This window comes from Marinobacter changyiensis (genome assembly GCF_009193265.1).
Classification (GTDB): Bacteria; Pseudomonadota; Gammaproteobacteria; order Pseudomonadales; family Oleiphilaceae; genus Marinobacter; species Marinobacter changyiensis.
Map to the genome: position 1 here is coordinate 222,870 of NZ_VZZZ01000006.1, position 25,117 is coordinate 247,986.

At 57.3% G+C, this 25,117-nt stretch carries 22 protein-coding genes; 10 read left to right on the forward strand and 12 right to left on the reverse strand.

Translation table 11 applies throughout. The features are described from left to right. Positions 1-6: 6 nt before the first annotated feature. Positions 7-1,683 carry a methyl-accepting chemotaxis protein gene (locus F6Y09_RS16790; RefSeq protein WP_152208095.1) on the reverse strand — a complete coding sequence of 559 codons (1,677 nt, stop codon included), beginning with the start codon at positions 1,681-1,683 and terminating at the stop codon, positions 7-9. A gap of 244 nt (positions 1,684-1,927) precedes the next feature. Between F6Y09_RS16790 and F6Y09_RS16795 the strand changes: the two genes are divergently transcribed. Next, positions 1,928-2,155, forward strand: a complete 228-nt coding sequence (locus F6Y09_RS16795) for a hypothetical protein (protein WP_152208096.1) — start codon at positions 1,928-1,930, stop codon at positions 2,153-2,155. Between the two features lie 18 nt (positions 2,156-2,173). Here the strand turns inward: F6Y09_RS16795 and F6Y09_RS16800 are convergent, their stop codons facing one another. From F6Y09_RS16800 to F6Y09_RS16845, 10 genes are all read right to left on the reverse strand, one after another. Then, a complete protein-coding gene (locus F6Y09_RS16800; protein WP_152208097.1) occupies positions 2,174-3,043 on the reverse strand; it encodes a diacylglycerol/lipid kinase family protein in 870 nt (289 codons plus the stop codon). A 52-nt stretch (positions 3,044-3,095) separates the two neighbouring features. Beyond that, on the reverse strand, positions 3,096-4,448 hold the full coding sequence (locus F6Y09_RS16805; RefSeq protein WP_152208098.1) for a sigma-54-dependent transcriptional regulator: 1,353 nt from the start codon (positions 4,446-4,448) through the stop codon (positions 3,096-3,098). Continuing rightward, positions 4,445-6,262, reverse strand: coding sequence for a sensor histidine kinase (locus F6Y09_RS16810; protein WP_152208099.1), 1,818 nt, complete (start codon positions 6,260-6,262; stop codon positions 4,445-4,447). Before F6Y09_RS16810 ends, F6Y09_RS16805 begins: the two co-directional genes overlap by 4 nt. A 96-nt stretch (positions 6,263-6,358) precedes the next feature. Then, complete coding sequence (locus tag F6Y09_RS16815; protein ID WP_152208100.1) at positions 6,359-8,545, reverse strand: TRAP transporter permease; 2,187 nt, start codon at positions 8,543-8,545, stop codon at positions 6,359-6,361. Positions 8,546-8,628: 83 nt separating this feature from the next. Continuing rightward, positions 8,629-9,603, reverse strand: coding sequence for a TAXI family TRAP transporter solute-binding subunit (locus F6Y09_RS16820; RefSeq protein ID WP_152208305.1), 975 nt, complete (start codon positions 9,601-9,603; stop codon positions 8,629-8,631). A 316-nt stretch (positions 9,604-9,919) separates the two neighbouring features. Then, a complete protein-coding gene (locus F6Y09_RS16825; RefSeq protein WP_246180576.1) occupies positions 9,920-10,324 on the reverse strand; it encodes a DUF4864 domain-containing protein in 405 nt (134 codons plus the stop codon). Positions 10,325-10,442: 118 nt separating this feature from the next. Next, the gene (locus tag F6Y09_RS16830; protein ID WP_179959449.1) at positions 10,443-11,525 is read right to left on the reverse strand and encodes a TRAP transporter substrate-binding protein; all 1,083 of its coding nucleotides are present in this window, start codon (positions 11,523-11,525) and stop codon (positions 10,443-10,445) included. Positions 11,526-11,593: 68 nt separating this feature from the next. Continuing rightward, on the reverse strand, positions 11,594-12,325 hold the full coding sequence (locus tag F6Y09_RS16835; protein ID WP_152208101.1) for an LrgB family protein: 732 nt from the start codon (positions 12,323-12,325) through the stop codon (positions 11,594-11,596). After that, positions 12,318-12,686, reverse strand: coding sequence for a CidA/LrgA family protein (locus F6Y09_RS16840; protein WP_152208102.1), 369 nt, complete (start codon positions 12,684-12,686; stop codon positions 12,318-12,320). Before F6Y09_RS16840 ends, F6Y09_RS16835 begins: the two co-directional genes overlap by 8 nt. Before the next feature lie 27 nt (positions 12,687-12,713). Continuing rightward, positions 12,714-13,457, reverse strand: coding sequence for an FCD domain-containing protein (locus F6Y09_RS16845; RefSeq protein WP_152208103.1), 744 nt, complete (start codon positions 13,455-13,457; stop codon positions 12,714-12,716). 272 nt (positions 13,458-13,729) lie between these two features. Between F6Y09_RS16845 and dctP the strand changes: the two genes are divergently transcribed. The 8 genes from dctP (at position 13,730) to glcF (ending at position 23,711) form a co-directional block, all read left to right on the forward strand. Beyond that, positions 13,730-14,845: a TRAP transporter substrate-binding protein DctP gene (gene dctP / locus F6Y09_RS16850; RefSeq protein ID WP_152208104.1), complete on the forward strand. Its 1,116-nt coding sequence runs from the start codon at positions 13,730-13,732 to the stop codon at positions 14,843-14,845. An 86-nt stretch (positions 14,846-14,931) separates the two neighbouring features. Further along, the gene (locus tag F6Y09_RS16855; protein WP_152208105.1) at positions 14,932-15,636 is read left to right on the forward strand and encodes a TRAP transporter small permease subunit; all 705 of its coding nucleotides are present in this window, start codon (positions 14,932-14,934) and stop codon (positions 15,634-15,636) included. Beyond that, positions 15,633-17,177 (forward strand): TRAP transporter large permease, encoded by a 1,545-nt coding sequence (locus F6Y09_RS16860; RefSeq protein WP_152208106.1) that lies wholly within the window; start codon positions 15,633-15,635, stop codon positions 17,175-17,177. The genes F6Y09_RS16855 and F6Y09_RS16860 overlap by 4 nt, the downstream gene beginning before the upstream one ends. Before the next feature lie 70 nt (positions 17,178-17,247). Further along, the gene (locus F6Y09_RS16865) at positions 17,248-19,452 is read left to right on the forward strand and encodes a malate synthase G (protein ID WP_152208107.1); all 2,205 of its coding nucleotides are present in this window, start codon (positions 17,248-17,250) and stop codon (positions 19,450-19,452) included. Between the two features lie 33 nt (positions 19,453-19,485). After that, positions 19,486-19,911, forward strand: a complete 426-nt coding sequence (locus F6Y09_RS16870; RefSeq protein ID WP_152208108.1) for a GlcG/HbpS family heme-binding protein — start codon at positions 19,486-19,488, stop codon at positions 19,909-19,911. Positions 19,912-19,957: 46 nt separating this feature from the next. Continuing rightward, positions 19,958-21,436: an FAD-linked oxidase C-terminal domain-containing protein gene (locus tag F6Y09_RS16875; protein ID WP_152208109.1), complete on the forward strand. Its 1,479-nt coding sequence runs from the start codon at positions 19,958-19,960 to the stop codon at positions 21,434-21,436. Next, a complete protein-coding gene (gene glcE, locus F6Y09_RS16880; protein WP_152208110.1) occupies positions 21,429-22,487 on the forward strand; it encodes a glycolate oxidase subunit GlcE in 1,059 nt (352 codons plus the stop codon). Before F6Y09_RS16875 ends, glcE begins: the two co-directional genes overlap by 8 nt. A gap of 15 nt (positions 22,488-22,502) precedes the next feature. Beyond that, complete coding sequence (gene glcF, locus F6Y09_RS16885; RefSeq protein WP_152208111.1) at positions 22,503-23,711, forward strand: glycolate oxidase subunit GlcF; 1,209 nt, start codon at positions 22,503-22,505, stop codon at positions 23,709-23,711. Positions 23,712-23,767: 56 nt separating this feature from the next. Here glcF and F6Y09_RS16890 read toward each other — a convergent pair whose 3' ends face one another. Then, on the reverse strand, positions 23,768-24,322 hold the full coding sequence (locus F6Y09_RS16890) for a carboxymuconolactone decarboxylase family protein (RefSeq protein ID WP_152208112.1): 555 nt from the start codon (positions 24,320-24,322) through the stop codon (positions 23,768-23,770). 175 nt (positions 24,323-24,497) lie between these two features. Here F6Y09_RS16890 and F6Y09_RS16895 point away from each other — a divergent pair, with 175 nt between their 5' ends. Continuing rightward, complete coding sequence (locus F6Y09_RS16895; protein ID WP_152208113.1) at positions 24,498-25,097, forward strand: TetR/AcrR family transcriptional regulator; 600 nt, start codon at positions 24,498-24,500, stop codon at positions 25,095-25,097. The last annotated feature ends 20 nt before the right edge of the window (positions 25,098-25,117 follow it).

Consider the following 25,117-nt stretch of genomic DNA (forward strand, 5'->3'; position numbering starts at 1 on the left):
CTAACCTCAGACTTTGAACTGCGACACCAGGTCCCGCAGGTTCTCACCCAGGCGGGCCAGTTCTTCGCTGGCTTCGTTGGTCTGGGTTACACCGGTATCACTGTGTTGCGCGGCTTCGACAATGCGCACCACGTTCTTGTTGATCTCTTCTGCTACCTGGCCTTGCTGTTCTGCCGCAGTCGCAATCTGGGTGACCTGCTCGTGAATGGTGCCAACAGACTTCTCGATGGTACGCAGGGTATCGGTGGCATGATTGATGCGATCAACGGTCTCGCCCGAGCGTTTGCGGGAAGCCTGCATGCGCTCTGTTGCGGCACGACTCTCGGATACAAAGCCATCGATCATCTCCCGAATCTGCGTGGCCGATTCCGCACTGCGACGGGCCAATTGGCGCACCTCGTCCGCCACAACCGCAAAACCGCGGCCGTGCTCGCCGGCCCGGGCTGCCTCGATGGCAGCGTTCAGGGCCAGCAGGTTGGTCTGATCGGTGACCGCATGAATCACGTCCAGTACCTGCTGGATGTCATCGGATTTCTCCGCAAGCTTTTCAATACTGCTGGCACTCCCGGCAATCTCTTCAGACAGTTCATTGACCGAAGCCTGGGCACTGGAGATAGTCTGCCCGCCCTCTCGCGCCAGTCGGTCGGCGTCTGAAGCCGCGCTCTCGACGTGGTTGGCATTGCCGGCAATCTGTTGAATGGTGGCGGCCATTTCATTGATGGCGGAGGCAATCTGGTCAGTCTCCGAACCCTGGGTTTGCACGGAATGCCGGGTTTCAGTGGCTACCCGGCTGAGCTCTTCCGCGGCAGAGGCCACCTGTTCGGTGGTGGTGCCGACTTGCTGGATGGTGGTCTGGATCTTCACCACAAAAGCATTGAAACGGCGCCCAAGCTCCGCCAGCTCATCCTCGCCCTCATCCGGCAAGCGCTGGCGCAAGTCGCCTTCGCCATCGGCGATTTCCCGCATCATGCTGCTGACCCGTTTTAGCGGTACCGTCACCGTTCGGCCAACCAGTATCCCTAGCCCAAGAGCAATCAGCACAACCACAAGGGTCACCATCAGGATGAAACCCAGGGTGGCAGCGACCTGTTCATCTACTTTTTCACGGGCAGCCGCAACCACCAGGTCAATATCCGTGGTGTACACACCGGCACCCAGCATCCAGTCCCACTCGGGAATCAGAACGGAAAAGGATACTTTTGGCTCTTCCTGACCGGTGCCCGGATTCGGCCAATTGTACCCGTAGAAGCCACCTGTGGCGGCAGCATCAAACAAATCCCGGACCAGTTTCTGCACCGCAGGGTTTGTGGTGGGGCCTTCCGCGGAAGGTTTGGGACGGTACGCCAGATTCATCAGCTCCCGGTCATATAAAAACACGTAGTTGTTGCTGCCAAAACTCATCGAACGAATACGGTTTTTTGCCTCTGTCTGCGCTTCCCGCTCACTCAGGCCCCGCTTCTCCATCGCCTCCCGGATTACGGACCTTGCCACTTCGACCACGTTTTTGAGGCCTTCCTTGCGGGCATCGAGAAGGTTCACCTCAAGGCGCTCCAGTTCTCGCTCGCCGTTCTGCTCGACCTGCGCCAGGGCAATCCAGGCGATGGTGCCCGCCGTGATCAGCACGGGAATAATGACCGCCAGTAAAAGGCGGGTGCGGATGCGTAAGCGGTTGAGCAGGTGCATTTCCAGGGAGACTCCATGAGCATGATAGATCGTCGCTATTATCCTCATTAATGCAGCCGGTGCAGTTCCATTTTGTAAAGGCAGGTTGCGATACGAGCGGTACAGATACCCCGGAGCGGCACCGGCACAGTACAGATTCTGATCAATCTGTACTGACGAAATTGCAGGGCAGCTGAGTCTGTTTCGGTTTCAGCGGGGGGCGCAACATTGGTCAGACAGAGAACAGACCCGGGAGGGACATGATATGAGCTCAATCACCAGACACCAGAGCACCGACATAAGGGGGCTGACCGGCGGCCTTAAGCCACTGCTGCGTCTCCCCGGTATCTGGCTGCGGCGGTCGCAGGAGCGTAGCCGTCTGCGGCGAGAGGTCGGCCGCGATGCGGACCGGATTCAACGCCTGGAGCTGGACATCGGAGTGCCCAGAGACTCGCTCGGGCGAGAGATGGACAAATACTTCTGGCAGCCATAATGGCCTCAGGGGAGCCCTTCAGGTGCTTACCACCGATTCGCAAAGCACCTGAAGCCGCCCCGCTTCACAGCGTGCCTCCAATGGTGTGGCACTGACCACTTCGCCATCGGCGGTAATGGTTTTCGGGCGCCGGGTGGCAACATTGCAATGGCTGCCCTTGAAATGGACCATGGTGGCGTTTTTCCGAACCTCCCGCCCAAAAACCCTCACCAGCGTATACGCCATCAAGAGATGCACAAATGACCGCGGCCGCACCGCCACCACATCGAGCTGCCCGTCATTGGCAGCGGCCCGGGGAATCGGATTGCCGCCGCCGTAGAAAGCACCGCAGGCTATGGCGATGGACAACCAGCGGCCCTGGGCGGTCTCGCCATCGCACCGGATGGTTGCCTGAAAACCACGATAAGCCCACAGCTTGCTGATCAGGACCCGCGCGTAACCGAGTTGACCCCAACGTTTTTTTACGTCGCTGGTCGCACCCCGCACCGGCCAGGTACCCACCCCGATATGGCTGACGTTCAGAAACAATTGCCCGTTCATCCAGCCCACATCCACCGATTGCTGTATACCACTTGCGATCAAGTCGCACAGCGCCTGGGGGTCGTCTGGCAAATCCAGGTTGCGGCAAAAATCATTGGCGGTGCCAGAAGGCAACACTCCCAACACTGCCTGTTTGCCGACACAGATTTCCGCCGTCCGGCTGACGGTGCCGTCTCCACCGGCGGCCAGCAGCCAGTCTCCCGGCTCAATGCGCTCAATCCAGCTATCATTGTCAAGATCGCAGGAGATCAGTTCGCTGAGCCCCGAGACTTCAAGATGAGAACGCCAGAAAGCGTCTCCTCGATCGCCAGCGCCTGCTTTTGGATTTGCTATCAACCAGACCGTCATTGGTTTTCCATTACCTTTATTTGCGAAGTGCCCCTTCGGCCCCGATTCTGATTCAGTCCTTGAATTCGGACTTGTCGAGGCCGTGCTTTTTCATTTTGTCGTAAAGCGTTTTACGGGCAAGCCCCAACTGTATCATCGTATCCTTGATGCTTCCCTGACAGGCATTTAATGCAGCAACGACTGCTGACCTTTCGAAGGCGTCCATCATCTCGGTGAGCGTCTGGCGACCGGAAATGTCCGAGGATTCCGAATCGTGATTGTCAGCCAGCGCCATCGGGCCCAACAGTACATATCGTTCCGCCTGGTTGCGCAATTCCCGGACGTTGCCAGGCCAGCTATGCTGGACCAGACGTGCCGCCTGACCGGCGGTGAGAGGAATGCTTTCGCGCTCGTAGCGCGCGGCGGCAATCAGCACAAAGTGATGGAACAGCATGGCGATGTCTTCCTTGCGCTCCCGTAACGGCGGAATATCCAGCTGGACTACATTCAGGCGGTAATAGAGATCCGGCCGGAACTCACCTTTGTCGCTGAGGTCCTTCAAATTCGCCTTGGTGGCGGCGATCACCCGCACGTCCACATCAATCGGGGTATTACTGCCCAGCCGTTCCACTTTGAATTCTTCCAGTACCCGTAGCAATTTTACCTGCAGGGGCAAGGGCATGCTTTCGACTTCGTCAAGAAACAGCGTGCCCTGATGGGCATGCTCGAACTTGCCAATGCGGCGCTTCTCGGCGCCGGTAAACGCGCCGGATTCATGGCCAAACAGCTCACTTTCGATCAGATTTTCCGGCACGGCACCGCAGTTGATGGCGACAAAGTTATGTTTGCCCCGGGGGCTGTTCTCATGGATGTAACGGGCGATGGCGTCTTTGCCCGCCCCGGTTTCCCCCCGCAACAGCATGTTGGCGGAAATATCCAGCAGCGGCTCAATCGTCGACATCAAACGCTGCATTGGCGGTGAATCACCCAATAACCTCGGCCCCGGGCGGGCCATCAGACGAAGCTGTGTTTTCAGGCGGCGGTTTTCCAGGGCCAGTTGGCGCTTCTCAAGAGCCCGCCGGAGCAGTTCGATTAACTCGTCGTGGTCAAACGGCTTCTCGATAAAATCGTAAGCGCCCTGTTGCATGGCGGTTACCGCAGTACTGATGTCACCCTGCCCGGTGAGGATGATCACCGGGATACTGTCATCCACCTGCCGGACCGCCTGCAGGACTTCCAACCCGTCCATGCCCGGCATGTTGTAATCCGACAGCACCACACCGGCAAAATCTGGCGAGACTGCGTTAAGACAGGACCGGCCGTCGGCAAAGCATTCGACCCTGATATCCTCCAGGACCATGGTCTGTGCGATGGCCTGCCGGATGTCCGGATCATCATCGATAAACATCACATCGGATCGGCTCATTCCACTGTCCCTCGTTTGTTCAGCATCAAAACAAAGTCGGCTCCGGGTCCATCACGTCGGTTACGGCCGGTGAGGCGACCTCCCAGCGCATCGACGATCTGCCGCGAAATCGACAGGCCAAGCCCGAGGCCCTGTTTCATGGATTTGGTGGTAAAAAACGGCTCGAAAATCTGCTCCGTATCCGAGGGCAGCCCGGAGCCGTTGTCCCGAACCAGGCAGGACCAGCACTGGGCACTCTCGGTCACTTCGATCCGGATAACCGGGTTGTCGACCTCTTCAACCGCCTGCATGGCATTGGCTATAAGGTTTACCAGGACCTGCTCCACACGAATCAGGTCACCATGGCACATCACCGGCGTTGCCGGTCGCGGCCATTCAAAACGGATTGCTTCGCTGTTGTCCTGGGCAGTGATGATTTTCAGCGCGGCATCCACCGCAAGGCGCAGATCAACACTGCTTGGCGGGCCTTCCGATTTGCGAGCGAACACCTTGAACTGGCGAGTCAGCTCGGCCATTTTGTTACACAAACTGGTGATTTCCCCGAGATTGGCATCCACCGTTGCGGTGTCACCCCGCTCCAGGAAACGTCGACTGTTGCGGGCATAAGTCTGGATGGCGGTCAGCGGCTGATTCATCTCATGGTTCAGGCCCGCCGACATTTGCCCCAACACCGCCAGTTTGGCGGCCTGGATCAGTTCTCGCTGGGTTTCCTTGAGCTCGTTCTGGGCTTTTTCCCGTTGCTGGATCTGATCCACCAGCTGGCGGTTGGACGCTTCAAGATCCGCCGTGCGTTCTGTCACCCGGCGCTCAAGTTGCTCCCCCCGTTCCGCCAGTTCGGCCTCACGGCGATAGCGTTCGCGGAGGTAAAGCCAGGTCTGGAAGCAACCCAGAAAGATGACAAGTCCGGCTATCAGAAACCGCACCTGGGTCCAGAACACTGACCGGATGCTGATCATGACCTGCAAACTCCAGTCGAGTTTGGGCAAGGGTGTAAGAATACTCAGATACTCCCGGCTGACACCCTCATCGAGGATGCGGATCCGCCTCGATTTTTCAGAGCTGCCCAGGGGGTGACCCAAATCTTTGATGTCCATGGCGGTCAGGGTACGGGACGGGTAGCGCTGCCGAATGCGAATGTCGACGGGCGGCTCGCCGCTACCGGGTTCAAAGTTGCGGTAGAGCCAACGCTCCTTGCTGGCGAGAAAACTGATGCCATCACCGTCGAGCACCACCATCTCGGCTTCGTTGAATTTTGCAGGGCGTTGCCACTGCAATTCCAGCTCGTCAACCTGAACCTTGACCGCAATCACCCCTAGGACCAACCCGTCCTGGCCTCTGATCGGGTGTGAAAAATACAGACCGCGCAGGTCAGAGGTCGTGCCAAGCGCGAAGTATAAAGAGGACCGTCCGGTATTCAGGGCCTCATAGAAGTAGGGACGAAAATCAAAATTGCGGCCGATAAAGCTGCTTTCGCGATCGTAGTTACTGGCCGCAATGGTCAGGCCGGCGGCATCCATCAGGTAGACATCAGAGCTGCCGACAATCGTTGCCATACTCTTCATTTCTTCGTTGGCAAGCAAAATCAGGTTATCACTGGAGGGAAATTCCAACGTCTGTTGCATCAGTGGATGTTCCGCCATCAACTCTGGAATCGGGCTATAGCGCTTGAGCTCGTTGGCCACCAACTGACTGTAGCGGAACGACTCCTCGATACCTTCCTGTTCTACCAGACGGAATCCAGCCCAGCCGCCCGATTGCCAGGACAGAAAGGCCGTGGTAACAAAGAGGATGGCTGTCCAGATCCGATACGTCATGTTGAATCATTCACAAAGAACAGCCGCAAGGGTAATCATGGATCGGTGGCAGGACAACCCGCAAGTTCAGAACCCGCGGGCTGCCCTGGCCCCCGGCTACGACTGGGCCAGCGGTTCGCGCTTACCCCGCTGCTTTTGCAGCAGGTAAGCAACGATTGCCGCAGCAATACCCGCTACATCAGTGATCAACCCACCTTCGATCATCAGTAAGGCCGCAAGCAACAACAACAGGCGGGTGACTGCGCCGGCCGGCTGATTGAATATCCAGGCCTGCACCGATCCCGACAACAGATAAACCCCGAAGGTCGCGGTGATCAGCGCCCGTGCAATCTCCATGACCGAGGCGTCCATCAACAACGCGCTGTTGTAGAAGAACATGAACGGCACAATGAATGCGGCCAGACCGATCCGGAAGGACGCCACCGAGGTTTCCATGGCATTGGCCCCGGAGATGCCTGCCGCCGCATAGGACGCCAGTGCTACCGGGGGCGTGATCGCCGACACTACCGCAAAGTAGAATACAAAGAAATGCGCCGTCAGCGGCTCGATACCCAGTTGTACCAGGCCAGGCGCCACCACCGAGGCAGCCACTGCATAGGCCGCCGTGGTCGGCATTCCCATACCAAGCAGAATCGAGATACACATGGCGAAGATCAGCGCCAGCAACTGGCTGGTTTCCGCCACCCCGAGCAGCAGGGATGAGAATCGCGCACCTACACCGGTCAGCGATATAACGCCCACGATGACACCGGCACAGGCACACACCACGATAATCTGGATCGACATTACACTGGCGAGGTTCAACGCCCTGAGGATCGACATGATGCCCATCTTGTTGGGCGACAACCAGCTCACCACCACCGCCGAGACGGTGGCCAGCGTACCCGCGCGGATTACCGAGTAGCCCATGAACAGGGCAACAATCAGGATGATGATCGGTGCAAACAGGTAAACCTGTTTGATCAGGCGTCGGAACGAAGGCAGCTCATCCCTGCGCATCCCACGCATGCCAGTACGGGCTGCTTCGAAATCCACCATGAAGTAGACCGAGGCGAAGTACAGAATGGCCGGAATAATGGCTGCAATGGCAATCTCGGTATAGGGAATACCGGTGATCTCGGCCATGATAAAAGCGCCCGCGCCCATGATCGGGGGCATGATCTGGCCGCCGGTAGAAGCCGCCGCTTCAACCGCACCCGCGGACTTCTTGGAGTAACCTACTTTCTTCATCAGGGGAATGGTCAGCGAACCCGTAGACACCACGTTACCGGCGCTGGTGCCGTTGATCATACCCATCAGGCCGGACGCAAAGATCGACACCTTCGCCGGGCCACCCCGGGAGCGGCCCGCTACCGCAAACGCGAAGTTTACGAAGTAATCACCCACTTTCGACGCCTGCAGAAAAGCAGCAAAAATAATGAAAAGAATAATGTAGGTGGAAGACACGGCTGTGGTTGGCCCGAGCACGCCTGCATCTGTGTAGACCTGGCTGAAGAAGCGCTGGACCGACAGGCCCGGATACCCCAGGAAGCCCGGCAGATAGGGCCCTGCGAAAACGTAAATCAGGAAGATCAAAGAAATAACCACAAGTGCAAGACCGGTCAGACGCCGGGTCAACTCCATGATCAGCGCCACCCCCGCAACAGCAGCGAACGAGATGCCCACCGGTGCAAAGGAGGTTCCGGTACTCATACGCATGGAGGTGTTGTAAGCCACCAGAAAGTACGCTGCCGAGGCAATGGAGCACACAATCAGCACCAGGTCCGGCATGCTGAAAGCGGATCTTGCGCGCTGATGGAACCAGCTCACGATAATACCCAGACCGGTCGCAGCGAGCAGCGGCCAGCCGAAATGCCAGGTCTCGATATCCGGCGGAATTCGCAGCGCGCCATCCAGCACCATCTGATACATCAGTATGGTCTGCACCAGGGCATAAACTCCGGGCACCAGCAGAATCCAGGCTGCGATCGTAGTCCAGCTGCGAGGGGAGGACGGTGCCTCGGAATCGGTAAAACGGGCACCTGCAAACAGCAGAAAACCCAGAATAAGTGCACCACAGACGTGAATAATCCGGAACGACCAGGTCTCCAGCGGCGCAATGTTCAGTGTGTAGAGGTGAAAAACTGCGTAGGCAATACCCAGCACCGTCATAGCCGGTAATAGCAAGCCTCCGAACAGGCGGCGGTTGGTCTCGACCGGCTCCTCGTCCACGCCCTGTGCCAGCACTGGGCCGTCAGTAGGCAGATCCGATGCCAGATCCTTGCCCTTATTTTCAGTCGTCATGATGAAATTGAATCCCGTAAGAAAAACGGCCAGCCGGCTGCTGACCGCACATCATAGGCGGGGCTCAACGAGCCCCGAATGGCTTACTTGATCAGGCTTTCTTCGATGGTGTAGCCATTCTCGTTGAACCAACGAGCCGCACCCGGATGCCACGGGATAAAGGAGTTCTTGTCGTAGTTCTCGGGAACACTGGTGGTGGCGGCCTTATGGATGGACACCATTCTGTCGTTGTTTTCCATGGTCAGCTTGGTCATCTCGTAGACAAAGCTCTCCGACACATCACAGTTTGCAATGGCAAAGTTCCACATGGAGACAGCGCGGGCATCTTCCGTCAGGGTACTGTACGTACCGGCGGGAATAGTGAACTCGGAGACCGGGAACGCTTCGGTGATTTTCTTCATTTCGTCTTCAGTGAACTCGAGGATGTTCACATCCGTCTGTACTTCCAGCTGGCTCACCGCAGGGATCGGGATACCCGCGGCAAACGCAACCACATCGATCAGGCCGTCCTGAAGCTGACCGCCGAGGTCAGACCAGCTGCCATTTCGACGCTCATAGTTAACACCGAGGGAGTCCATCATTTTCGGGAAATAAGTGTCCGAGGTGGAGCCCGCCGGGCCGAAGCCGATGCTCGCGCCATCCGGAATGTCAGAGATGGACTCAATGCCGGAGCTGGACAGTACGGTTACCGAGAACGGCGTCTGGTACATCGGGAACAACGCACACACGTTATCCATCTTCATACCGGGAGCGAGCGAGCTGTTGCCCTCCATCGATTCACGGGCCGGGCCCATGGTGGTCAGACCGAAGTTGATATCTCCGGTATGAACGAGAGCCATGTTCTGCATCGGGCCACCGGTGATTTCAGCACCACCGGAAACACCGAGGTTCTCGGCAACAAAGTTGGCCCAGCCAGCGCCATACGCAAAGTAGGTGCCGCCCTGGCTGGCCGTCCCTACCGTAAAGTTGGAGGGCCAGTCAGATTTATCCTGCGCAACCGCATTGCCGGACACCACAAGGGCAGCGGCCATTGCAGCCAGAGTAAAGGGTTTTTTCATAGTCATTATTAACTCCACAGTCGTTATCTTTATTGTAATGGTTGTCCAGACACCCACTTGAGACATCTCAGACGTCCGTGCCTGGGCTAACCTGGATGCAATGCCTGGGCCACCTGTTTAGCGTACTTTGGGATGTATCCTGGATATTGCCTGGAACTGCCTGGAGAGCACCTTCGAGAGTCTCCTGCTGCGCATATTTGGCAGCAGATGCACGTCGGGAGAGCATTGTATTTGGGTGAAAACCTACCCATTTTGAAAAATAAAGGGTGAATCCACCCCCAAGCCCATTGACGGCAAAAACGGTGGGACAGGAAATTCAGATACCCGATTCTGCCTCTTTAACCACCACCCCGCCGATGCGCCAGCCCTCATCGGTATCGGTCAAAGTATATGCGCTATCCCAGAAACGGCCATCCGGCCCTTTTATTCTCAAGGTCTGAATCATAAAGCCGGGGTGCGGTACCAGGGAGAGAAATTCGATTGAACCGGCACGATAGACCGCCGGATAGCGGGATCCCACCATCCCCATGAAAGCGTCGGGAGAGGAAAACTGTTGCTGGATATCTTCACTGGCATATTGCCAGGCCGCTTCGGCATCGTCCGAGGCAAAAGCAACGATTTGCGCAATGATGACCTCCCTGATTTCGGACCCCGCGGTTTCGTTCGAACTTTCAGCCAAGCCAACGCCAGTACCGAGAAGACAACCAAAAATCACCAACATTACACATACAAACCGCCGAGGTTCCATGACGTTCTCCAATACCTTTGTATCAGTTTACGTCATGAATACAACGGCGGATCGGGCTGCCTTTTCTCCCGTACCAGGGCGGGGGTAAAAATTACTCCGCGCTGGGAGAAACACTGTTCAGGTAAGCCTTATCGGAAATATCCGTCCAGGGCCGGATGGTCTTGATGTAGTTGGCCTGTGACTGAATAATTTCACGAGCAAGGGGGTCGTTCTCGGCGGCTTCTGCCAGCAATTTTTCAGTCGCTGTGCGCAATGCATCAATCACCTTAGGCGGAAAAACCTTGGCCTGCACATTGGGATAGTTTTCCTTCATGGTGCTCCAGGCCTGACCATTCATGTGCATGCTTTGAGCGTACATATCGTAAGCTGCCGTACGCATCGCCACCCGAAGGATTTCCTGCAAGTCCTCCGGCAGGCTGCTCCAGGTTTTGTCATTGATCAGGAACTGGACTTCTGCACCGGGTTCATGCCAGCCGGAGTAGTAGTAATTGACGATCTGATGGAAGCCCATGGGTAGATCCAGCGCCGGCCCCACCCACTCAAGTGCGTCGAGGGTGCCACGATCAAGCGCGGTAAACAGTTCGCCCGGTGGCACATTGGTGACCGCAACGCCTAGCTCTGCCATGACTTCACCGGCAAAGCCCGGGGTACGCATTTTCAAACCCTGCAGATCTTCAAGAGATTTGATTTCCTCACTAAACCAGCCACCCATCTGGTTGCCGGTGTTACCACCGGGAAACGACAACAATCCGTGAGGCTCATACACCTTACGCATCAGCTCCATGCCATCGCCGTAATAGAACCAGGCGTATTGCTCGGCCGCAATCATCCCGAACGGCACGGTGGTGAAATACATGGCGTTGGGAATTTTGCCTTTGTAGTAATAAGACGCGGTGTGACCCATGTCGTACTGGCCAGCTTTTACCAGGTCGAAGATACCGAACGGTGCTTTGTGCTTGTTGCTGGAGTCGATGCGAATCTTGAGGCGACCGTTGGACATTTTTTCTGCCATGGCGGCCATGCTGCGGGTGGTATCTCCCAGAATGGGATAATTCGGCCCCCAGGTTTCGGCCAGGCGGAGCGTGTAGGTTTTGTCCTCGGTTTGTGCCTGAGCACTCGCGAAGGTCAATAGCATAAAGGCGGCGGTTATTGCCGGCAGCAGGCGAAATCTCATAATAGGCGATCCATTGACAGTTTTTGTTTGAGTCGTCACAACTCTATCATGATAGCTGGCCAATAGGTTCAGGCAAGCACACCGGTAAGACTTAACAGCCAGGGCAGAAAAACCGAGTAAAGGAAAGCCGACAGTGCCATCGCCAGACCGGAGAATGCACCCATCTGTGCGCTGACCTGGAAAGCTCTGGCAGTACCGATACCATGGGAGGTCATGCCCATGGCAATACCTTTCACACTGTCGTCCCGAACGCCCATCAGATCGAACAGCTTGGAGCCGATGACCGCGCCGATAATGCCGGTGACCACTACCAGGGCGGCTGTCAGCGAGGGCAGCCCACCGATCTGTTCGGATATCGCCATCCCCACCGGCGCCGTCACCGATTTCGGGGCCAGTGACAACTGGGTTTCGAGGCTGGCACCCAGCAGTCGGGCAATCCCCACCGAGCTGAAAGCTCCAACGATCACTCCGGTCACCAGCGCAACTGTGACCGGCAGCCACACCTGTTTCAGTTTATTGAACTGTTGATACAGCGGGATGGCCAGTGCCACGGTGGCAGGGCCCAGCAGAAAGTGCACGAACTGGGCGCCATCAAAGTAATCATCATAGGAGGTGTCGGTCACCAGCAGAAACAGGATGAGCGCCGTCACCGAGGTGACTACCGGGTTCAGCAAAGGGTTGGAGCCTGTGCGGAGGTAAAGTCGGTGAGCCAGGCTGTAGGCAACCAGAGTCAAAGTCAGCCCCAGCAGCGGAGACGCAGACAGATAAACCCATATACGGGACAGGTCCGGTTCAATCATGGCCAGGCTTACGTTTTGCGGTTAGCCGGGTCATCCATTGCATAACCAGTGCGGTGACCGCCATGGTAATAATCGTGCTGAGCACCAGGGTCACACCTATGGGCAGCCACTCATTCCCAAGCCGACTGAAGTGAACAACAAGCCCGACGCCGGCGGGCACGAAAAGCAGTGAAAGGTGACTCAGCAAAGCGCTGGACGCGGGCTCCACAGCCCTGACCAGCGCGCCCCGGATCATCAGCGTCAGGAACAACATCACCATACCCATAACCGGACCAGGCACCGGCAACGCCAGCAACCGCACACTGACCTCACCTATAAGCTGATAGATCAGGAGCATAGTCATTCCGTTAATCAACTGCATTGAATTACATCCAGGTATATGCGGAAGTTAACCAGGAGATTGGTTCGTTATCGAGGACCTGATCAGCCCATGCTCCTGTTCTTCAATGGTTCTGAGTGCTTCGCTGACATGCGCCACATGCGCCATGGCTGCTTTCTGGGCCCATTTGGCCTGCCGGCTGATGACCGAATGGTAGATCTGACGATGGTGTTTGTCGATTTGCCGCTTGAATGCATCCCGGTGACTGAGATTGGCAACCGAAGCCTGCACCGAATTCAGCATCAGCTCCTTCAGACTGTTGAGCACATGAATCAGCACCGGATTGTGGCAGGCATTCACAATGGCGCGATGGAAGGCATGATCAAGTTCCGCGTTGGTGAGCGGGTCGGCTTTCTCCATCGCCTCGAAAGCTTTGGTAATCTGATACTGATCCATTTCTGTGGCGCGCTCTGCTGCCAGATAGGCCGCCTTCCCTTCCAGCTCCTGTCGCACCTCGAACAGGTCATAGAGTGTGCGGGAATGCTCCATAAACATCTGCATCATCGGGCTGTTATCAGCAGGCTCAGGCACCATGTGCGATACAAAAGAACCTTTGCCGTGGCGGGTCTTGATGACCCCCCTGCCCTGTAATTCGTGGAGGGCCTCCCGAACAATAGCCCGGGACACCCCCAGGCGGCTTGCCAACTGGCGTTCGGAGGGAATCATCTGCTCCGGCGCAAGACTGCCGTCGAGTATGAGTTGCTCGAGGCGATGGGCCACCGCCCGGGACATCGGTATCGGTTTTTCCTGCATGGCTGAAAATGACTGGTCAGACCAGTTCTCCGTGATAAATAAATCCTGATAGCGGACAGCACTTCTGACAAAGAATATGGCCCACCCCCACCGATCTGTCTACAAAAACTGGTCAGACCAGCCAGCAAAACACTGGACTTGATTGCCATTTCGAACCAAATTTTAAAATGATTGCCTCCTGTAGAGCGTCGCGCCTGCGAATAACTCGCCAAGCGGAGACCACTACAGAGTGGCTCCAACAACAACAAAGCACTGCATCTGGAGTTTCTGCGATGACTGATAACATTCACAAGATCGAGCAACGGGGCGTGACACCCCGTCGCGGCTTCCTGAAAACCCTCGCTGTGTCCGCCGCCATTGGCGCAACGTTGATGGCAAGCAGCGTGCAAGCCGCCACCACCTGGAAAATCCAGTCGGTCTGGGACGCCGGCACCGTCGGTTACGACCTGTTCAAAGACTGGTGTGACAGCATTGAAGACAAAAGCGCTGGTGAGCTCAAATTCACCTGCTTCCCTGCCAAAGCGGTCGCCGCTGACAACAACGGTCTGTTTGATGCCGTGCGTAACGGCGTACTGCAGGGCATGAACCCCTTCACTCTGTATTGGTCCGGCAAGATTCCGGCTTCCGTTTTCCTGTCTTCCTACCCGGCCGGTCCCGATCAGCCGCACCAGTGGGACACCATGTTCTATTCCCTGGGCATGCTGGAAAAAACCCGCGAAATTTACAAGAAATTCGGCCTGTTCTACGTCGGGCCGATTCAGCACGACGCCAACATCATTCACTCCAAGAAACCGATTAACAGCCTGGACGACCTGAAGGGGCTGAAAATGCGCCTGCCTGGCGGTATGGTCGCAGAAGTCTTTGCTGAATTCGGCGTGTCGGCTGTCAGCCTGCCCGGCTCTGACATCTTCCCGGCGTTGGAGAAAGGCACCATCGACGCTGCTGACTATGTAGGACCTGCAGTCAACTGGGAGTTGGGGTTTTCTCAGGTCACCAAATACATCCTCATGGGACCTCCGGGCGTCATGTCGGTCTACCAGCCGGTTGACCTGATGGACCTGACTGTCAACCTGCGGGCCTGGAACGCGTTGGATCCCAAGCTGCAGCAGTTGGTGGAAGACGAAGTCCGTATCTACTCCCAGAAGCACTACCTGGCCATCCAGAAGCGCAACATTGAAGCAATGGAAAAGTTCAAGGAAGCGGGCACCTCGGTCACCCGCCTGAGCCAGGCTGATCTGCAGGAATTCCGCCGCGCCGCTATTCCGGTCTGGTACCGCTGGGCGGACAAGAACGAAGACGCCCGTGAGATCTTCGACATGCAACTGAAGTACATGATGAACGACACCGTCGGTTACATCACCGAGGAAGACATCAAGGGCATGAAGTAACACCCTTAGCGTCCAATCCGGGGGAGAGCATTCGCTCTCCCCTTTTTCCCATTACTTATTCTGGTCCAAACCAGAGGTAGTACATCATGTCTGATCTGGAAGGTTTTGGTTTTGTAATGCCCCACTGGCTGTATTGGGGCTGGCTGGCGTTCATGCCACTGATCATGATTGCGCTCGACCGCTGGCGCAGTTCAGATACGCAGCCCGAGGCGGAGGCCATTGTCCCACCAATCGGTGAAGGGCAGGACGAGCCGCCGACCGTCGAATACCAGAGCTCGGATGCCAACCTGTTTACCCGGGCGGTAGACTGGATGAGCGACAAGACCGGTCTGTTTATTTCGTTCTGGACCGTCAATGCCGTCTGTTTCTACTTCTTCGAAGTAATCATGCGCTACGTCTTCAATACCCCGACCATCTGGGTGCATGAGGCCAGCTATCTGCTGCTGGGCATGCAGTACCTGTTGGCCGGTGGCTTTGCACTGCTACACGGCGCCCACGTCCGGGTCGATGTGGTTTACAACTTTCTGCCCCTGCGCGGGCGCGTCGGCATGGACATCTTTACTTCCATGTTCTTCTTCATGTTTGCACTGGTGCTGGTGCTGACGTCCTGGACCTATTTCGAGAACGCGTATGCCATGGGTGAAACCACTGTTGAGACCTGGGGCATCCAATACTGGCCGGTCAAAGGCATCATGCTTCTGGGCTCACTGATGTTACTGCTTGCAGGTATTTCCAAGCTGCTGAAAGACATTTCCGTGTTTATCCGTCTGGGCCGGGAGGCATCTGAATGAGCACTCAAGTTGCCAACACTGCTACTACCGCAAAGAATCGCCTGATCGGTCAACTCGGCACCTGGCTGATGGTCCTCGCTACTGTCGGGATTGGCTTGGTCATCTGTGTCGAAGTTATCAACATCGTGTTCTACGACCCCTACAGCGATGACTACTTCCTATTCCGACTCGCCGGCACTCTTTCAGGAGTCAGCATCGGACCGCTGACGTACCTGATGTTCGGCTCCCTGCTGGTGGCTCTGATGATGGGCCTGCCGCTGGCCTTTGTGACCGGCGGCCTCGGGGTGATGTTTGTCTATCTGGTCGGCGACACGGCGATGCTCAACATTGTGCCAAGCCGTATCTTCCCGATGATGACCAACTCCGACCTGGCGGCAATTCCACTGTTCATCTTCATGGCCTCGATGCTGGAACGGGCGGGGCTGATCGAGGAAATGTTCAGTGTGGTCTACAAATGGATGGGCGGTCTCAGCGGCGGCCTTGCGGTGGCCACCATTCTGGCCTCCACGATTCTGGCCGCGATGGTCGGTGTTATCGGCGCTGCGGTGGTTACCATGGGCATTATTGCCCTGCCTGCCATGCTCAAACGTGGCTACGACCACCAGATCGCAATTGGCTCGATCATGGCTGGCGGCACCCTCGGCATCCTGATCCCGCCCTCGATTCTGGCCATTCTCTACGCTGTGGTTGCGCAGCAATCGGTCGGCGAACTGTACCTGGGCTCAATCATCCCCGGCCTGATGCTGTCTGCGACTTACGTGGGTTATGTGCTGATCCGCAGCTGGATTAATCCGAAACTGGGGCCTCCGGTGCCCATGGAAGAGCGCATTTCCATGGCTGAAAAACTGCGGCTGCTGAAAAGCCTGATTGCACCTCTGATCCTGGTATTCCTGGTGCTGGGCCTGTTGTTCGGCGGTGTTGCGACACCGGTGGAAGCGGCGGGTATCGGCTCGTTCGGCGCCATGATTGTGGCCTGGAAACACGGTGCGCTCTCCATTGCAGCGCTGCGGGATGCCTCGGTCACCACCACCAAAGCCTCTGCCATGGTGCTGTGGATCATGTTCGGCGCTTCGGTGTTTGTCGGCTTCTACATCCTGCAAGGTGGCCAGGTGTTCATCACCGAGACCATTCTGGGCATTGGCCTGTCGCCCTACGCCGTGCTGTTCCTGCTGATGCTGCTACTGGTCGTTCTGGGCATGTTCCTGGACTGGGTGGGGATTCTGCTGCTGGCAGTGCCGATTTTCATTCCGATCGTTGAGGCACTGCCTTTTGACGGTTTGTTCGGCCTTCCCGGTATCGATGGGCCAGACGTCGTGCTCTGGTTCGGGGTGCTGTATCTGGTGAATATGCAGATGTCGTTCCTGAGTCCACCCTTCGGATATGCGCTGTTCTATATCCGCGGAGTGTGCCCGCCGGAAATATCCATGGCGACCATCTTCCGGTCAGCACTGGTGTTCCTGGGTCTGCAGGCACTCGGCCTGTTCCTGTGCATAGTCTTTCCGGCCATCGTCACCTATCTGCCCAACCTTGTGTATGGCTGATGGCCTGTAGCGCCCGGTTCGTTTTCCCCATGACGAACCGGGCGCAGTTTTCACAACCTGAGAGAAACAGATGAACTCTCGAATCACGATCAACGGATTGAAGGTTGCGCGACCGCTCTACGAACTGGTCGCCAACGAGGCTGCCCCGGGAACAGGCATTGAACCGGACGAATTCTGGGCGGCGTTTGAGGCCCTGGTGACGGATCTGGCCCCAAAAAACCGGGCCCTGCTGGCAAAGCGTGACGACCTCCAAATCCAACTGGACCAATGGCATGACGCCCATAAAGGCGAAACCATTGCATTGGAGCAGTATAAAAGCTTTCTCCTGGATATCGGCTACCTGGTACCCGAAGGTCAACCTTTCACAATCTCGACCACCGGCGTCGACGATGAGATTGCCCACATTGCGGGTCCGCAGCTGGTGGTACCGGTCAGCAACGCCAGGTTCGCCCTGAACGCCGCCAACGCCCGCTGGGGCAGCCTTTATGATGCGCTCTACGGCAGCGATGTGATTCCCGGGACGGACGGGGCTGGAAAAACCGCAGACTACAATCCTGTCCGGGGTGAAAAGGTTATCCATTGGGCTGCGGACTTCCTCGACCAGACAATTCCGCTTGTGTCGGACCTGCACCGTAATGTGGTGGAGTATCGGCTGGAGTCCGTCCACGGGACGACGGTTCTTGAGGTGACCCTGGCCAGCGGTGATACCTCTGCCCTCAAGTATCCGGAACAGTTCGTTGGCTTTCGGCGTGAGCCGGACGAGCTTACGATCCTGCTGTGCAACCATGGCCTGCACGTGGAACTGGTGATTGACCGTGAACATCCCATTGGCGCGATGACCGCGTCCGGCGTTCGGGACGTCATGCTCGAATCAGCGGTCAGTACCATCATGGACTGTGAGGATTCCGTGGCGGCGGTCGATGCCGAGGACAAGACCCGCGTTTACCGCCACTGGCTGGGGTTAATGAAAGGCACCCTGTGCGACACCTTCCTCAAACATGGGAGGGAAGTGACCCGGCAACTCAACGCGGACCGCCACTATGAAACCCCCGCCGGCTGCACCCTGACGCTGCCCGGTCGAAGCCTGTTGTTGTTGCGCAATGTCGGCCACCTGATGACCACCGATGCGGTGCTGGACAATCATGACCAACCGGTTCCCGAAGGCCTGCTGGACGCCATGGTCACAGTGCTCTGCGCCCTGCACGACCTGAACGGACAGGGCGCCTGTCGCAACAGTCGGGCCGGCAGCATCTACATTGTCAAACCCAAAATGCACGGGCCGGACGAAGCTGCCTTCACCAACGAGGTGTTTATCCGGGTGGAAAAAACCCTTGGCCTGGTCCCCAATACCGTAAAAGTGGGTGTAATGGACGAGGAGCGGCGCACTTCTGCCAATCTCAAAGAATGCATTCGTGCGGTGCAGGCGCGACTGGCTTTCATCAACACCGGTTTCCTGGACCGGACCGGCGATGAAATCCACACCTGCATGACGGGCGGGCCGGTTATGCCGAAAGACGACATCAAGGCGCAACCGTGGATCAAAGCTTATGAAGACCGCAACGTCGATATCGGCCTGGAATGCGGGCTGAGCGGAGTGGCCCAGATCGGCAAGGGCATGTGGCCGATGCCGGACGAGATGCGTAAAATGCTGGACACCAAGCGCGCTCATCCTGACGCCGGTGCAAGCTGTGCCTGGGTGCCATCGCCAACTGCTGCAACCCTGCACGCAATTCACTATCATCAGGTGGATGTTCGCGCACGCCAGCAAGCACTGAAACATCGTCCGCGAGCCAGCCTCGATGAGCTGCTGACGCCGCCGTTGCTTGGCGCCGTCCGGCTGCCACCTGAGCGCATTCAGACGGAAATCGACAATGCCGTTCAGGGTATCCTCGGTTATGTGGTGCGCTGGGTGGATCAGGGCATTGGCTGCTCCAAGGTGCCGGACATCAACAATGTCGGCCTGATGGAAGACCGCGCGACGTTGCGAATCTCCAGTCAGTTGCTGGCGAACTGGCTTTACCACGGCATATGTACTGACGACCAGGTACTCGATACCCTGGAATTCATGGCTGTCGTTGTCGACAGCCAGAACGCGACAGACCCGGCCTATCGCAAAATGGCCCGGGAATTTGACAAGAGTCTGGCCTTCAAAGCCGCCCATGACCTGATTTTCAAAGGCTGTGAACAGCCGAATGGTTACACCGAACCGCTGCTTCATGATTATCGCCGGCAAGTCAAGGCACTGGCCGACGCGCAAGGACACCAGAGCCATTAACGGCTAACTTACCCATTTAACGGAGCACTCATCATGATGACACTGAAACGACTGGACCAGGAAGACGCCCGCCTGTTGATCGAAGGCGCCGCCGCCAAGGCCCGGGAAATCGGCATCCCGATGTGTATCGCCATCACCGACGAGTCCGGCAACCTGATTGCCTTCGAGCGCATGGACGGTGGCAAGATCACCAGCATTACCGTCGCCCAGGACAAAGCCTACACTGCAGCAGCAGCTCGCAAGGCCACCCACGAGTACAACGCAGCCTGTGTACCCGGCAACCTGGTATTTGGCATCCACACCTCCCAGGGGGGCCGGTTATGCGTGGTCGGTGGCGGCCTGCCTGTCGTAATTGATGGTGAGGTGGTCGGCGGCATCGGCCTCAGCTCCGGCACACCGCAACAGGATATGGATTGCGCCCAGGCCGGCATTGATTACCTCAATCTTGATCGTGCCTAGGAGCTTCCAATAAATAGAACTGCCCCGTAAGGGCCGGAGTCGCGCTATGAACACTGACAGCAAACCGGTAAACACCGCCGTGAGCAAGGCCGAACTGGCGGCCATGTTCCGGGCGTTTATTGATCCCCAGTTCGTCATTACCGACGAAGAGACACTCAAGCCCTACGAGTGCGATGGCCTGTCGATGTACTGCGTCATGCCTCTGCTGGTGGTGCTGCCGGAAACCGTCGATCAGGTACAACAGGTCATGCGCCTTTGTCATCGCTACCGGATTCCGGTGGTTGCCCGCGGGGCAGGCACCGGCCTGAGTGCCGGGGCAATGCCGGATGCCGGTGGTGTGGTGCTGTCGCTAGCCAAGTTCAACCGCATTCTGGATATTGATCCGGTGGCGCGCTCGGCTCGCCTGCAATCCGGCGTGCGCAATCTGGCTATCAGCGAGGCCGCTGCGGACTATGGCCTCTACTATGGCCCGGACCCCTCTTCCCAGATCGCCTGCACCATCGGTGGCAATGTGGGAGAAAATTCCGGCGGTGTACATTGCCTCAAATACGGACTCACCACTCACAACATCCTCAGTGTCGAGATGGTCACCGTCGAAGGTGAGCGAGTAGTGATCGGCAGCGACGGTCTGGACAGCTGCGGCATGGATCTGTTGGCGCTGATTACCGGGTCCGAAGGCCTGCTGGGTGTGATCACCGAAGTGCAGGTGAAGCTGCTGCCAACACCGGAAATTGCACGGGTCATCATGGCCGGGTTCGGCACCGTGGATGACGCCGGTGACGCTGTTGGCGGCATCATCGCCCAGGGTATCATTCCGGCCGGGCTGGAAATGATGGACAGCCATGCCATCAAGGCCGTAGAGGCTTTTACCGGCGCGGGCTACCCTGTAGACGCCGCTGCTCTACTGTTGTGTGAGGTGGATGGTACCCGGGAAGAAGTGCAGGAACACATCGAAAAGGCCGAAGCCCTGTTCCGGGATTTTGGCGCCACCTCCATTCGGACTTCGAAAGACGAGGCCGAACGGGTGCTGCTGTGGAAAGGCCGCAAGAGCGCCTTTCCTGCCATGGGCCGAATCTCTCCCGACTATTACTGCATGGACGGCACCATTCCGAGGGCACATCTGGCGCGGGTGCTGAACGACATGCAGGACATGTCAAAACGGTTTGGCCTGAGAGTTGCCAACGTATTCCACGCCGGTGACGGCAACCTGCACCCGCTGATCCTGTTTGATGCCAATCAGGAAGGTGAACTGGAGCGGGCCGAAGCCTTCGGTAGCGACATCCTCAAGCTCTGCGTGGAGGTGGGCGGCTGCATCACCGGCGAGCACGGTGTGGGCGTGGAGAAAATCCGCCAGATGCCCATGCAGTTTACTGACCCCGAAATTGAACAGCTCAATGCCGTCAAAAGCGCCTTCGATGCCCAGGGTACGTTGAACCCGGGCAAGGGTGTGCCCACCCTGCGCAATTGTCAGGAGTACCGAGCCATCAACGCCAAGCCACAGGCTCCGGAAGTACACCATGCCTGATATCACCGAGCACCTTCAGCAACAAATCAACGCAGCCCGCAACGACGGCCGTAAACTGGCCATCGTCGGAGGTGGCAGCAAGCAGTTCATGGGCCGCGACATCAGCGCGGAGCGACTGGATGTTGGCGGCCATAGCGGTATCGTCAACTACCAACCGGTAGAACTGGTGTTGACCGTCCGCGCCGGTACGCCGTTAAGCGAAATTGAAGCAACTCTGGCCGAGAAGAACCAGATGCTGTCGTTCGAGCCGCCCCGCTTCGGTGACAGCTCCACGATCGGCGGCACCCTGGCCTGCAACCAGTCCGGCCCTGGCCGGCCCTGGTGGAACTCGGTTCGGGACCAGGTGCTGGGCGTCAACCTGATCAACGGTAAGGGCGAGAAACTGCGCTTTGGCGGCCAGGTTATGAAAAACGTCGCAGGTTACGACGTTTCCCGCACCCAGGCTGGTGCCATGGGCACGCTCGGAGTACTGGCAGAAATCAGCCTCAAGGTTCTCCCCCGGCCTGACATGACCAAGACCCTGGCACGGGAAATGGACCACGCCGAAGCCATCCGGTTCATGAACGCCCGTGCCGCCGAGCCCAAGCCTTTGTCGGGCGCCTGCTGGCTTGATGGCACCCTGTATCTGCGCCTCTCCGGCGCACGGTCTGCCGTCGAAGCCACCGCCAGGCACTGGGACATCCCGATAATGCCGGACGGCGAAACGTTCTGGCAACAACTGCGTGACCAGCAGCTGGAGTTCTTTGCTGGTGAGCAGCCATTGTGGCGTTTCTCCATCAACTCCACGGCGCCAACACCAGCCCTGAAAGGCCATTGGTTACTGGATTGGGCCGGGTCCCAACGCTGGTATCGCGGCGAAGGTCAGATGGCGGACATGGAAGACCATGCCGAAAAGGCGGGCGGACAGGTCAGCCTCTATCGGGGCGGAGACCGGACCGGCGAAGTGATGCATCGCCAGCAGCCCGCGTTGCAGGCTATCCAGAAACGACTGAAACATTCATTTGATCCAGACGCCCTGTTTAACCCCGGGCGACTCTATAGCTGGCTGTAACCTAACGGGTGCTCCATGAAAACCAATCTTGTTGCCGAATTCCAGAACACTGCGGAAGGCCGCGAAGCCGAAGAAATACTGCGGGCATGCGTGCACTGCGGTTTTTGTACCGCCACCTGCCCGACTTATCAGGAACTCAATGACGAGCGCGACGGCCCGAGGGGTCGTATCTATCTGATCAAGGAAATGCTTGAAGGCGCAGAAGTGACCAGCAAGACCCGGGATCACCTGGACCGCTGCCTGACCTGCCGCGCCTGTGAAACCACCTGCCCCTCCGGAGTGGAATACGGCCGCCTGGTGGACATCGGCCGTGGCGTGATTGACCAGAAGCTGGAGCGTCCCCGCCAGGAGCGCCTGCTGCGTCTGGCGCTGCGTAAAATTCTGCCCTATAGCGAACGTTTCGGGCCCTTGCTGTATCTGGGACAATTCTTCAGACCGCTACTGCCCGCAGGATTGAAGACCAAGGTGCCACCCCGGCGCAAAGCCTCACCCTGGCCCTCAACCAGCCATTCGAGGGTGATGATGGCGCTTGCCGGTTGTGCCCAGTCCTCCGCCGCACCCACCACCAACGCCGCTACTGCCCGGGTGCTGGACAAGCTCGGAATCACCCTGGTGGAAGCACCAGAAGCGGGTTGCTGCGGGGCAGTGAGCTATCACCTGTCCGCCCATGAGGAAGGCCTCAACTTCATGCGCCGTAACATCGACGCCTGGTGGCCGGCCATCGAAGCAGGCGCCGAAGCCATCGTGATGACCGCCTCCGGATGCGGCGCCATGGTGCAGGACTACGGCCATCTGCTGCGCCACGACCCGGTTTATGCCAACAAGGCGCAACGGGTCAGTGAATTAATGAAAGACATCAGCGAGGTGCTGCTGGCCGAGGACCTGTCCAGACTCAACCTGCAGACAACTCCGGAGAAAGTCGCGTTCCACTGTCCCTGCACCTTGCAGCATGCGATGCAGAAAGACGGTCTGGTGGAGCAAGTACTGGCCAGGGCCGGCGTGAACCTCACCAAAACCAAGGACAAACACCTTTGTTGCGGCTCCGCTGGCACCTACTCCATCATGCAACCGGAGATGAGCCAGCGGCTGCTGAAAAACAAGCTCGAAGCGCTCACCATTGAACAACCCGACCGTATCGTCACCGCCAACATCGGTTGCCAGCTACACCTGGAAACCAAGGCTCAGGTGCCGGTACAGCATTGGGTGGAACTGCTGGATCGGTAGTATATTCAGGCCAGGTACCACCGGGGGTTACCTGGTCCCCTCACCGCAGGCCGATCTTACTTGGCCTTCTTCCATTCAAACTTCTTGAATGGCTCATCCACTGGCGTTTCAGCAATGTGGTTGATGTAATTGCTCATCACCTTCTGGGACAACACCAACATCACTTCCAATACCTGACGTTGTGTATAGCCGGCATCAATGAAAGCTTTTATTTCGTCAGAGCTGACTTCTCCGCGCTTGCGAACAACCGCGAGAGTGAACGTTCGCAAGGCCTCGAGCTTATCGTTCGCCAGCGGCGTTTCATCTCTGAGCGCATTTATGATGTCGTCTGAGACTTCCATCATTTTGGCGATACCCGTGTGCGCAGGAACGCAGTAGTGGCATTCGTGCTCCACGTTTATCGACTGCCACACCACCGTGGTCTCATCGTTATCAAAACTGCTGGCCAGTACCAGTTCGTGCAATTTCTTGTAGCCTTCCAACACTTGCGGAGATTCCGCCATAACCGCGTGCAAGCCCGGAATCATGCCGAAAGCCTGGACCGAACCGTCAAGAAGCGGCTTGGATTGCTCTGGAGCGGACTGTTTGTCATGCAGCGTAAATTTGACCATTGATGAATCCTCCTGATAAGAAATATTTTTGATTGATCACTCAACAACTCCAGCGTATCTATTTTTGAGTGATCATTCAATATATAATTACAGCGTATGAGGATCCTTTAATGATTGTGCCGTGCCGAAAAGCCGCCGAGCCAGACTGCACAGCCACGATGAGAAGTTGAAGACTATGGCAAGAATTGCGCTCTATGACAGACAAACTGCACTGGACAAAGCCGTTGTGCTGTTCTGGCAGAGGGGGTATTACAACGCCTCCATCAAACAAATCGAGCATGCTCTCGACATGCGCCCGGGAAGCATCTATGCGGCGTTTGGTAGCAAAGACGGTTTGTTTCTGGAAGCACTGGCCTGCTATGCCAAAGAGTCCAGTGACCAACTTTCCAGTCACCTGGCAAAATACTCCTCCATTATTGATGGTCTGCAGGATTACCTGAGAGAAATCGCACTGGCCTGTCAGCCCGGCGGTCCAATACCGTCACGTGCGTGCATGGTGGTAAAGACCCTGCTGGAAACCAGCAACACCCATCTGCCGATTAACCAGGAGGTGAATCGGGTACTTGATGCCATCGAGCATCGGCTCGGAGAGGTGTTGGAGCAGGCCAAAAGCAATGGCGAGCTGAAACCGGACGTGGACTGCAAACGTCTTGCCCGCCTCCTCCAGGCGCAAATCATTGGTTTACGCTCCTTCGCACAGCGGGAGACCTGTGCGCCCAACGTGGTCGAGCTGGGCGAGGATATGGCTGGCATTCTGGACCATTACCGGCTTTAACATTGCCCTTCCCTTTGATT

What these genes read in the sequence shown, in the direction of transcription:
- F6Y09_RS16835 (WP_152208101.1), bottom strand. Translation starts at nt 12,325, where the DNA reads ATGATTGAACCGGACCTGTCCCGTATATGGGTTTATCTGTCTGCGTCT.
- F6Y09_RS16855 (WP_152208105.1), top strand. Translation starts at nt 14,932, where the DNA reads ATGTCTGATCTGGAAGGTTTTGGTTTTGTAATGCCCCACTGGCTGTAT.
- F6Y09_RS16800 (WP_152208097.1), bottom strand. Translation starts at nt 3,043, where the DNA reads ATGACGGTCTGGTTGATAGCAAATCCAAAAGCAGGCGCTGGCGATCGA.
- F6Y09_RS16895 (WP_152208113.1), top strand. Translation starts at nt 24,498, where the DNA reads ATGGCAAGAATTGCGCTCTATGACAGACAAACTGCACTGGACAAAGCC.
- F6Y09_RS16830 (WP_179959449.1), bottom strand. Translation starts at nt 11,525, where the DNA reads ATGAGATTTCGCCTGCTGCCGGCAATAACCGCCGCCTTTATGCTATTG.
- F6Y09_RS16840 (WP_152208102.1), bottom strand. Translation starts at nt 12,686, where the DNA reads ATGCAGTTGATTAACGGAATGACTATGCTCCTGATCTATCAGCTTATA.
- F6Y09_RS16890 (WP_152208112.1), bottom strand. Translation starts at nt 24,322, where the DNA reads ATGGTCAAATTTACGCTGCATGACAAACAGTCCGCTCCAGAGCAATCC.
- F6Y09_RS16865 (WP_152208107.1), top strand. Translation starts at nt 17,248, where the DNA reads ATGAACTCTCGAATCACGATCAACGGATTGAAGGTTGCGCGACCGCTC.
- dctP (WP_152208104.1), top strand. Translation starts at nt 13,730, where the DNA reads ATGACTGATAACATTCACAAGATCGAGCAACGGGGCGTGACACCCCGT.
- F6Y09_RS16815 (WP_152208100.1), bottom strand. Translation starts at nt 8,545, where the DNA reads ATGACGACTGAAAATAAGGGCAAGGATCTGGCATCGGATCTGCCTACT.
- F6Y09_RS16790 (WP_152208095.1), bottom strand. Translation starts at nt 1,683, where the DNA reads ATGCACCTGCTCAACCGCTTACGCATCCGCACCCGCCTTTTACTGGCG.
- F6Y09_RS16875 (WP_152208109.1), top strand. Translation starts at nt 19,958, where the DNA reads ATGAACACTGACAGCAAACCGGTAAACACCGCCGTGAGCAAGGCCGAA.
- F6Y09_RS16820 (WP_152208305.1), bottom strand. Translation starts at nt 9,603, where the DNA reads ATGAAAAAACCCTTTACTCTGGCTGCAATGGCCGCTGCCCTTGTGGTG.
- F6Y09_RS16795 (WP_152208096.1), top strand. Translation starts at nt 1,928, where the DNA reads ATGAGCTCAATCACCAGACACCAGAGCACCGACATAAGGGGGCTGACC.
- F6Y09_RS16845 (WP_152208103.1), bottom strand. Translation starts at nt 13,457, where the DNA reads ATGCAGGAAAAACCGATACCGATGTCCCGGGCGGTGGCCCATCGCCTC.
- F6Y09_RS16825 (WP_246180576.1), bottom strand. Translation starts at nt 10,324, where the DNA reads ATGTTGGTGATTTTTGGTTGTCTTCTCGGTACTGGCGTTGGCTTGGCT.
- F6Y09_RS16805 (WP_152208098.1), bottom strand. Translation starts at nt 4,448, where the DNA reads ATGAGCCGATCCGATGTGATGTTTATCGATGATGATCCGGACATCCGG.
- F6Y09_RS16870 (WP_152208108.1), top strand. Translation starts at nt 19,486, where the DNA reads ATGATGACACTGAAACGACTGGACCAGGAAGACGCCCGCCTGTTGATC.
- F6Y09_RS16860 (WP_152208106.1), top strand. Translation starts at nt 15,633, where the DNA reads ATGAGCACTCAAGTTGCCAACACTGCTACTACCGCAAAGAATCGCCTG.
- glcF (WP_152208111.1), top strand. Translation starts at nt 22,503, where the DNA reads ATGAAAACCAATCTTGTTGCCGAATTCCAGAACACTGCGGAAGGCCGC.
- glcE (WP_152208110.1), top strand. Translation starts at nt 21,429, where the DNA reads ATGCCTGATATCACCGAGCACCTTCAGCAACAAATCAACGCAGCCCGC.
- F6Y09_RS16810 (WP_152208099.1), bottom strand. Translation starts at nt 6,262, where the DNA reads ATGACGTATCGGATCTGGACAGCCATCCTCTTTGTTACCACGGCCTTT.